Annotated in this window: 7 protein-coding genes; all 7 read left to right on the top strand. The window is 51.3% G+C overall.

The features are described 5' to 3' along the window. Positions 1-1,484 (top strand): Cas10/Cmr2 second palm domain-containing protein (locus tag BZG83_RS16805; RefSeq protein ID WP_158074973.1); only part of this gene is annotated, 1,484 nt, incomplete at its 5' end. After that, on the top strand, positions 1,477-2,076 hold the full coding sequence (locus BZG83_RS14925; protein WP_077481709.1) for an RAMP superfamily CRISPR-associated protein: 600 nt from the start codon (positions 1,477-1,479) through the stop codon (positions 2,074-2,076). The genes BZG83_RS16805 and BZG83_RS14925, both read left to right, overlap by 8 nt. Positions 2,077-2,079: 3 nt before the next feature. Further along, positions 2,080-3,651: a hypothetical protein gene (locus BZG83_RS14920; protein ID WP_077481707.1), complete on the top strand. Its 1,572-nt coding sequence runs from the start codon at positions 2,080-2,082 to the stop codon at positions 3,649-3,651. Continuing rightward, on the top strand, positions 3,648-5,060 hold the full coding sequence (locus tag BZG83_RS14915; protein WP_077481705.1) for an RAMP superfamily CRISPR-associated protein: 1,413 nt from the start codon (positions 3,648-3,650) through the stop codon (positions 5,058-5,060). The genes BZG83_RS14920 and BZG83_RS14915 overlap by 4 nt, the downstream gene beginning before the upstream one ends. Further along, entirely contained in the window at positions 5,057-5,566 is a 510-nt protein-coding gene (locus BZG83_RS16800) for a hypothetical protein (protein ID WP_158011467.1), read from the top strand. The genes BZG83_RS14915 and BZG83_RS16800 overlap by 4 nt, the downstream gene beginning before the upstream one ends. A 1-nt stretch (position 5,567) precedes the next feature. Then, positions 5,568-7,817 (top strand): TIGR03986 family type III CRISPR-associated RAMP protein, encoded by a 2,250-nt coding sequence (locus tag BZG83_RS14910; RefSeq protein ID WP_158074972.1) that lies wholly within the window; start codon positions 5,568-5,570, stop codon positions 7,815-7,817. Between the two features lie 8 nt (positions 7,818-7,825). After that, positions 7,826-8,710: a CRISPR system precrRNA processing endoribonuclease RAMP protein Cas6 gene (gene cas6, locus BZG83_RS14905; RefSeq protein WP_077481701.1), complete on the top strand. Its 885-nt coding sequence runs from the start codon at positions 7,826-7,828 to the stop codon at positions 8,708-8,710. The last annotated feature ends 65 nt before the right edge of the window (positions 8,711-8,775 follow it).

Genomic DNA, 8,775 nt, shown 5'->3' with positions numbered 1-8,775 from the left:
GGACATTAACCCTACAACAGATGTTTCCATCGCTCGAATATACCGATGCGCTCACAGAAGCAGAGACCCTGGTGGAAGCCCTCGACCTTGGCCACCAGCAACTGGCCAACGACCGTAATACACCAGCCATATCTTTTCCGATCGCCACCGCGCCGGTTGAACGTTTTTCAAGAACAGGCCGACCCAGTGTTCGTATGTCAGCGCTGGCCCAACGAGAAGATGATGGTCTGAATGAAGTCGATATCGATACAGACCTACATCGTCAGGCTTATCAATCCATGAATATGCGTGAAGCAGCCGCACTGCAAGACAAATTCACGCCCGAGGATCTCAAGGGAACGCTTCACTATCCGCTTGATCTTGAGACAGACTTTCTTTTCGACGATGAACAACACGGCGCACCAGACAGTGATCCTAGCAAAGATATTTCCCTCATCCATATTGATGGTAATGGATTGGGCATACTGCTGATGCGACTAAAAAATGCACTCAAAAACAAAAGCGATGCTGAACTCCGCAAAGGCTTTCGCCAATTCTCACGAGCGCTCAATCAAGCAACCACGGTAGCGGCCAAAGCAGCCACACAATATATTTACGACAAAGCCTGTTATCGAAAAGATACCCGCTCATCAGATTCAACACAGATGATACCCATGCGACCCATTGTCTTGGGGGGTGATGATATTACCTTACTTTGCCGTGCCAACTTGGCCCTTGAGTTCAGCACACGCTTTTGTAACGCGTTTATGGATGCATCCAAGGATAAACTTAGCCCCTTATTTGATGACTTTGGTTTCCCAAAAGAGTATGAACGTTATTTAACCGCCAGTGGCGGTATTCTCTACCAAAAAGCCAGTCACCCATTTACGCATTCTCACCAGCTCGTTGAGGCACTATGTGCGCAAGCCAAAAAACGCACAAAATCGGTCGTTGACGAGGGCGCAATTGGTCCGGCCGCACTGGCCTTTCATCGTCAATCAGAAAGCACCAATGACAGCTTCGACATCCTTGCCGATCGCACATTAGTGCACGGAGACAGGATGCAAATGGGTCAAACGGCATATTTTGTTGATTCATCGACACAGGCACACGCAAGGCTCGCGCAGGCGCCCTTCGAACTTAGCAAACTAAAACGGTTGGTGGCTTATTCCGCATCCGCTGAGCAAGCCGACACCGCGATGCCGCCTGTTTCAATCGCGCGTTGGCGACAAATGGCAACCGCCATTGCCCAAGGCGATATCGACGAAGCCGACATCATTTATCATCGTGGCTTAAGTTTGGCTGCAACGAATCAAAAGAAAGCGCTGGAAGAGCTGCTCGATAATCTCACACCCGATGGTTATCAACGCCAAAACTGGTACTGGGTCAATCAGCAAACAGGAGAGCAATACTGCCTCATTAATGATCTGCTGGTATTGCACCACTTTGCCGAGCCGATGAAAGGAAACTCGCACACAAACGATAAGGAGGTCACGCATGGATAGCTATCGGCTGGTATTCGATTTACACAGCGACTGGCACGTAGGCAGCGGGAAAGAAGCTGGGGCATACGCGGATGCACTATGCCTGAAAGACAGTGCCGGGCTGCCTTATCTCCCTGGTAAATCCATAAAAGGTCTCTTGAAAGAGGCATTTCAACTCGCCACTGATAATCAATGGTTTAGCCAAGACCTTGTTCCACTTTTATTCGGCCGTGAAGGGCGTGATGGCGTAAGCGAGCAAGGTATGCTGCAAATATCCAGTGGCCAGCTGTCCGCCCAAGAAAGCCACTATCTTATTGATAACAATGTCGCTAAATATCTATACCGTGTGCACCAATTCACTGCTATCGATAAAGAAACGGGTACCGCCAAGCCATCAAGCTTAAGAAGTATGGAAGTCGCGGTACCGATGCAGCTTGTTGCCCAAGTTCGCCTCAATACGCAGCACCCGCATTATCACACTCAGATCGACGGGCAAACAATCCACCAAGGGTTCACAACTTGGTTAGATCAAGCCATCACGCTAATCACCGCCTTAGGTGGAAAGCGGCATCGAGGTTTAGGACAAGTGACTGTRTCATTGGAGGAAGCATAGCCCATGCGTATCTATTACTCACTCACCACGGTTGATCCCATCGTGATGAGCCAAACCACTGCCACCACTCATAACCACGAAAGCCTCGATTATATTCCGGGCAGTGCGATACTTGGTGCCATCGCAGCAAACCTCTATCCATCCCTTAATAAGGCCGAATCATGGGACATGTTTCATACCGGCTCGGTCAAGTTTGGGCCCTGTTTTCCTGTTGCCGACCATCAGTTGGCACTTCCTATTCCGGCCAGTTGGCACTACAAAAAAAATCAAACACCGTTCACTAAAGGTCAGCTCAATAAAACAGAGATATATAATCAAGCCAGTCAGCACTTCGAGCGCGCAGCCAACACGCAATATAAGCAGTGTCGGACCGGCTATGTCACCGCATCTGGTGAGATAGGTGAAGTGGCGAAAGGCATCAGCACCAAAACAGCCATTGAGCGCAATACGGGCAAAGCCAAAGATCAAACGCTCTACACCTATGCGTTTATCGAGGCTAAACAAACCTTTGTTGGTTGGGTTGAGTCCGATAACCAAGCGCACTTGTCAGCGATCCGTAAGCAGCTGCAAATGCCATTAACCCTGGGGCGTTCGCGCAACACTGAGTTTGGCCGCGTTGAGATCGCACTGATTGATCCCCCTGCCCAACCCGAACCGGCTATGGATGAACAGCAGCTAACGGTGTGGTGCTTAAGTGATTGCCAATGCATTGATTGGCGCGGCCTTCCCACCTACGTGCCAGCGCTTGAACAACTGGTCCCACACGCCAAAGGTACACTTAATCCGTCAAAAAGCTTTATTCGCGCAGACAGCGTGACGCGCTTTAACCAAAAACGACAAGGTTACGACTCCGAACAATGTGTGATTAATAAAGGCTCGGTTCTGGTTTATGATTTAGAGACTCCGCTATCGCAGCAAGACTTGCTGGACCTACAGCATCAGGGACTAGGCATCAATCAACACCAAGGGCTGGGTTGGATCATGATCAATCCGGCTTGGGCCACCCAAGCCACATTGGCTGATGATGACCTCTACCAGCGGTTTACTGTGCCGACAAAAACACAGCAACCTTCCGATGCACAGCCGCACTCTGCGCTAACACACTGGGTGGCCAGCCAAATTGCGCATGACGAATGTACCAACGATCAGAAACAGCGCGTTAGCCTGTTAATCAAGCAGGTTGGGCAAGCCTACGACAAGGCTCGCCAATACCATAATATTATGCCTCGCGACTCCGCGGGTCCCTCATCGACCCAATGGCGCCGGATCCATGATGAACTAAAACACAACAATCCAGATTGGCGCCAAGCGCTTTTTGATATCAGCACGGGTATCTGTAAGGCCAACAATGACGAATTCGGCTGGGGCATCACCTGGAGTGACGGGGATAAACCAATCACATTTGCAGCTTGGCTTGAGCAAGTGCTGGTCGATCACGATGCCGCCACGGTATTGATGCTTGTCAGCCAGATCACTCGCTATGACTTCTCGCGCTATACAAGCCTAAAACAAGCCAGTCAACAAATCGGCTTTAGTCTCATTACCCACGCGCACGATTCGGAGGTTAAACAATGAGCCATATTCATGTCACTAAGCTCATCCTCGAAACCCAAAGCCCGATGGCGATCAATTCAGGTCACAGAGAAGAAGGGTTTGATACCCAACTTGCGCGCGAGGCAAATGGCTTGCCGTATATCCCGGCGAGTGCGATTGCCGGTGTTTGGCGCCATCTCGCCCACCAACGACTCGCCGACGACGGACTTCCATTAGCGTCATGGTTTGGCACCACAGAGGGCGCGTCACGACTGACCATTTCTCACGGCATTGTTCACGATAGCCAAAATCGCCCGGTGTCACCGCTTATGCCTGCACAAGACATCGCCCACGATCCGATTCTGAGTCGCTTGGCACTGGCGCGCCCGCACCACCGTGAGCGCGTCGCGGTAAACGACCGAGGCGCGGCAAAAGAAACCGGAAAGTTTGACCAAATCCTCTTACCCAAAGGCGTGCGTTTTAGTGTCACCCTGCAATGGCACAGTGACGAGATGAGCGAACACGAGCAACAACAGTGGCAGGCACTGCTAGCATTGTGGGCCGATCGTCACTTCACATTAGGAGCCAGCAGCCGCAATGGTCTTGGGCAAATCAAGGTGATCGCCTGTGAGCAAACATCGTTTGATTTAATGCAAGGCCCGAGTGCCGGCCAGGCATTACAACAGTTTTTGCATAGTGAGAACACCAGCACACAGCCGCTTACGCCTGCAGACGATCGCCATCAAAGACGCCTCGCCTCACTGCCATTACAAGCCGTTGACAACTGGCGTTGTGGTTCTGGAACCACGCGGCTCGGCGATCACGACACCGGCAATGACATTGGGATCAAAACATACAGTGAACCCGAGATTCATTGGCAAGCCAACCACGGCGCATTCTCCGAGCCACGGCCGATTTTATGTGGCAGCAGCATCAAAGGCATTCTCGCCCACCGTCTGGCCTATCACGTGCGTCGCCATCAGGCCGATTGGGCTGAGGATCGCGACACTATGATTCACGCCGAATGGCAAGTGCGCCCAGATGCATTGTCATCACTGTTTGGCGCCGCCACCAGTTCACAAGGGGAAGGCATTGCCGGCCACCTCTTTATTGACGATGCCGACGTGACGGATTACCGCACCACAGTACGCACCCACAACCGGATCGACCGCTTTACTGGTGGGGTGCAACAAGGCGGCTTATTCAGCGAAGAATTACTGTATCAGCCTAAATTTACCCTCAATATTTGGGTGAGCCAAAACACACGCCTCTCCTCGACGCTGCAAGCCGCCTTAGCAGATACCATCGAGGATCTGCGCCAAGGATTATTGCCCATGGGCGCGGGCAGTGGCCGCGGGACCAGCCTTGTCATGCCACAAACAGATGCTGAATGGATCGTTAACTGGGCAGCATTAGACACTGACAACCTTGCTACGGAGCACGCGCAATGAGTTTACCCCAATACCACACCCTCCAGCAGCAATCCGACGTGGATAACACAAAGCTCGGCGTCACGTTACCACGTTTACATGCAGGTGTTTTGCACATCGCACAAAGCATGCTCAGTTTTGATGACGTTTGCTCTCAAATTCACGCTTTTTCGCCCCAACAAGGTTGGGTGATGTATAGAGATAGCGTTACCTCAACCACACAGATACCCTCGCGCGACGATCTTATCGAAGCGGAATATTGCCATGATAACGATAGCCTACAAGTCCGATTGGTGGGTCCAAATCGCTACAGTGTGTGTGCAATGACGCACCAAGCATCCGATGCCTCTCATACAGTCAGTATGGTTTATCAACACGTTTCACTGATTGGTGATGTCCGACTGGGCGACCATCAATATGTACAATACCGCCTTTGGTACCAGCAACAAACCGACCACGTGCAACAAGGTCGCTGGATCCCGCTTGCCCAGCAATTTATCGGCTTTGCCCCAAAAGAGGAGAAATAATATGACTGAAGTTCATGCGCCTTATCATTTTGCTCCCTTGTCTCGCTGGGTTTACATGCCTGAATGGGCGCATTTAGTCAGCCATGATGTGCCCTTTAAAGAGGGCTATTCGGGGGCGATTCATTACACACTCTCGAATCGCACCGCCCTGTGTGTTGGCGGCCAACAAACCACAGACAAGCCCGCACAAGTAAAATGGCAGCGAGATCCCGAAGGCAACCCTGTTATTCCAGGCTCCAGCCTTAAAGGTATGCTGCGCAACCACCTCGACATCGCCACCTTTGCTAAAATGCGTCAAGTTGACGATCAACACCTGTCATATCGTGATATTTCGACAGGAAAAACTGAGTATGCGCAAGAGATCCACGACACAAACGCCCAAGCCTATTGGATCAAATTTGATCCTGATGCAAAGCGTTGGCAGTTTAAAAAGGCAGAGCACACCGTGCTCTTTCATGCCGATCTCAATCGATACGCCCACATCAATATCAAGAACAAAGACGCGGTCCCAGACAAATATCGCGCTTATTCCTTAACTCAACCGGCAGTGCCATTTAGGCTCGGTGAACAAACCATGGAGGGAACGAAAGGAAAGCCGGTTAAAGTGGAGTGTGCAACGGACCTTGGCCAAGGCGAACAACAGGGTATTCCTGTTTTCTCAGGATTTCGCCCCGGCCGTAAAGAGTATCAAGACAAGCGCTTAAACTTTAGTTACCTCTTTTATAACGAGGCACAAGAAAATACCGACCTCCCTCGAGAAGAGGCCCAACAGCTCGTCACCAAGCTGTTTAACAGTCATGACCAAGCGCTAGTGGATTACTTAAAAAACCACCCTCACCCCACATTCGGCATACCGGTATTCGCGCGTGAGCAAGCCGGTAAGATTGTCGCGCTGGGGTTTGCCAAGATGCCGCGCAAACTGTACCCACAGTCGATCAAGCAGACAGTGAAGAGCGCCCAGCCACTGAGTGAATCAGACGCTATTTTTGATCTGCCAGAATTACTATTCGGCACCTTGCGTGAACAAGGCTTTTCACTCAAAAGTCGCGTTTATTTTGCTGATGCCACCTGCAGCCTCAATCAGGGCTTCAGTCACTCTAATCCAGTCATTCTTGGCGCGCCAAAAGCCAGCTTTCTACCCAATTATATTGAGCAACATACGGGGGAAACCCCCACAACCCGTACCCTTACTCATTACCAAAAAGGAGCCATCCCCAAGGGATGGAAGCGCTACCCCACGCAAGCCCAATTTAATCATACCAGCTTGCCCGACAACCTGAAGGACAAGCGTGATGTCCAATCGCAGTTAGAGCTGCTGGCACCGGATAGTCAATTTGCCGGCAAGATTGTCTTTCATAACCTAAAAAGACAAGAAATCGGCGCGCTATTATGGGCACTGCAATTTAAAGATCCAGAGGGCAAGGTTTTTTATCATAGCTTGGGTCATGGCAAGCCCCTTGGCGCTGGGGCGGTCTCATTCACTGACTGCACCCTCGAWGCCCGGCCCAACCAAACAGACGACGGTGATCCACTCACCATCGAGCAAGCGGTTGACKAATTTGTGGCGCACATGAATCACGTCTATCAAGCGAGTCACGAAGGCGAGAACAACTGGCAACACAGCCCACAAGTCCGTCATCTGTTTGCGTTTGGCGATCTGGCGGATAACCAAGATAAAAACCTCACCTATATGCCGCTTGAGTCCAAAGGTGCCGCTGGCATGAGCTATCAGCAAGCGCTGCAAGGTCACAGCAAAGATGTGTTGCCCGATTGGTATCACGGTGGCGCCCATCTACCTAGAAAAAGTGACCAGCCCAAACCCGCGCCCGGTGACTACAAAAATTTTGGTCAAGGGCGACTGGCGGATTTGGTCAGCCAACTTCCGCTCACTGACCGCGAGCAACAACTTTGGGCGACAGCCGACGAACAAGCCGAAGCCGAGCGCAAAGCGAGTGCGTTTGCCCAGCTTTCACCGCTGGAACAACAGTTTATGCAACTCGAGCACGACTTAGCCTTGCCAGAAGTTCGCGCCTCTCAAGACAGACGGCGCGACTATGTGCAAGCCATGGACGATCTGCTCGATGCCTGCTTAGCCGATCCCCACCACTATGGCTTTGTTCCCTCGCTGCTCGCGCTCTGTCGAGACACGTCCAAGTCTGCTTATTTGGATCTGGCTAAGAATAAAAAGAACAAACCCAAATTGGCTGCACGCAAAGACAAACTGGCAGAACTAGAAACGAAATATAAGTGAGATCAACCATGATAACACCTGCATGGGCAGCGCTAACCGAGACGTTCACCCTGTTAAAACTAAACATCACCATTCAGCTTCATGAAGATGCGGTGCTACCGGCGTTTAAAGGCTCGATGCTGCATGGATGGTTTGGGCATGCACTCCAACGCGCCGACGAGCATGCCTTTTTTGTCTGTTACGGCAATCATGACAACCAACAACCCAAACCCTATGTTATTTGTCCCAATGAGGATCACAAAACCCATTGGCGCAAAGGGGAGTTGTATCACTTTGACATCACCCTGTTTGGCCATGCCACACAATTGGTGGATGCCCTGTTTAAAGCATTAAAACAGGGCGAATCCTTGGGTATGGGGCCACAGCGTACCCCATTTCGTGTGTTAAGCGTGGCATCCATGACCCCCACCGGGCTGCGTTCGGGGGTCGTTCCCCTGTCGTTGGCCGACTGGCTGGCGGTGGCGCCAGTCAGTCAATTAGACACTGCGGAAAAAGAGCTGGCCATCACCTGCTTAACCCCCACACGCTTAAAGCGAAACGGCAAGGTATGCCATCAATCGCTGCCTGATCTGGGGGAGTGGGTGCAGCAGATCTTACGCCGCTTGGTGCTACTAAGTCGGTTCTGGGTAAACGACGACCAACGCCTATTTGATGCCCTTTACCAATATCAACCGCGCATTGGCCCGCATCAAGTCAGTAGCGATTGTTACTTTGAAGACTGGCAAAGGTTTTCACACAAGAATAAGGAGTTTGTCCCATTTGGCGGCATTAAAGGCCAAGTGAGTTTTTGCGGCGACATTGCCCACGTGATCCCGCTGTTAACCCTCGGCCAAGCCTTACATATCGGTGGCAAAACCACGTTTGGTTTAGGCAAATACCAATTAATTGCCTAACCGAGCGAATGACCAATTGGTGATGGCCGTCATCACAACGGCGCGCCATCCATAATGGCCAACAC

Source organism: Salinivibrio sp. PR919, from assembly GCF_001995355.1.
Taxonomy (GTDB): Bacteria; Pseudomonadota; Gammaproteobacteria; order Enterobacterales; family Vibrionaceae; genus Salinivibrio; species Salinivibrio proteolyticus.
The sequence above is the reverse complement of the archived record's forward strand: the minus strand, read 5'-3'. Positions and strand labels throughout refer to the sequence as shown.

Excerpts from the sequence above, each read along its gene's own strand:
- BZG83_RS14915 (WP_077481705.1), top strand. The coding sequence starts at position 3,648 with ATGAGCCATATTCATGTCACTAAGCTCATCCTCGAAACCCAAAGCCCG.
- BZG83_RS16800 (WP_158011467.1), top strand. The coding sequence starts at position 5,057 with ATGAGTTTACCCCAATACCACACCCTCCAGCAGCAATCCGACGTGGAT.
- BZG83_RS14920 (WP_077481707.1), top strand. The coding sequence starts at position 2,080 with ATGCGTATCTATTACTCACTCACCACGGTTGATCCCATCGTGATGAGC.
- cas6 (WP_077481701.1), top strand. The coding sequence starts at position 7,826 with ATGATAACACCTGCATGGGCAGCGCTAACCGAGACGTTCACCCTGTTA.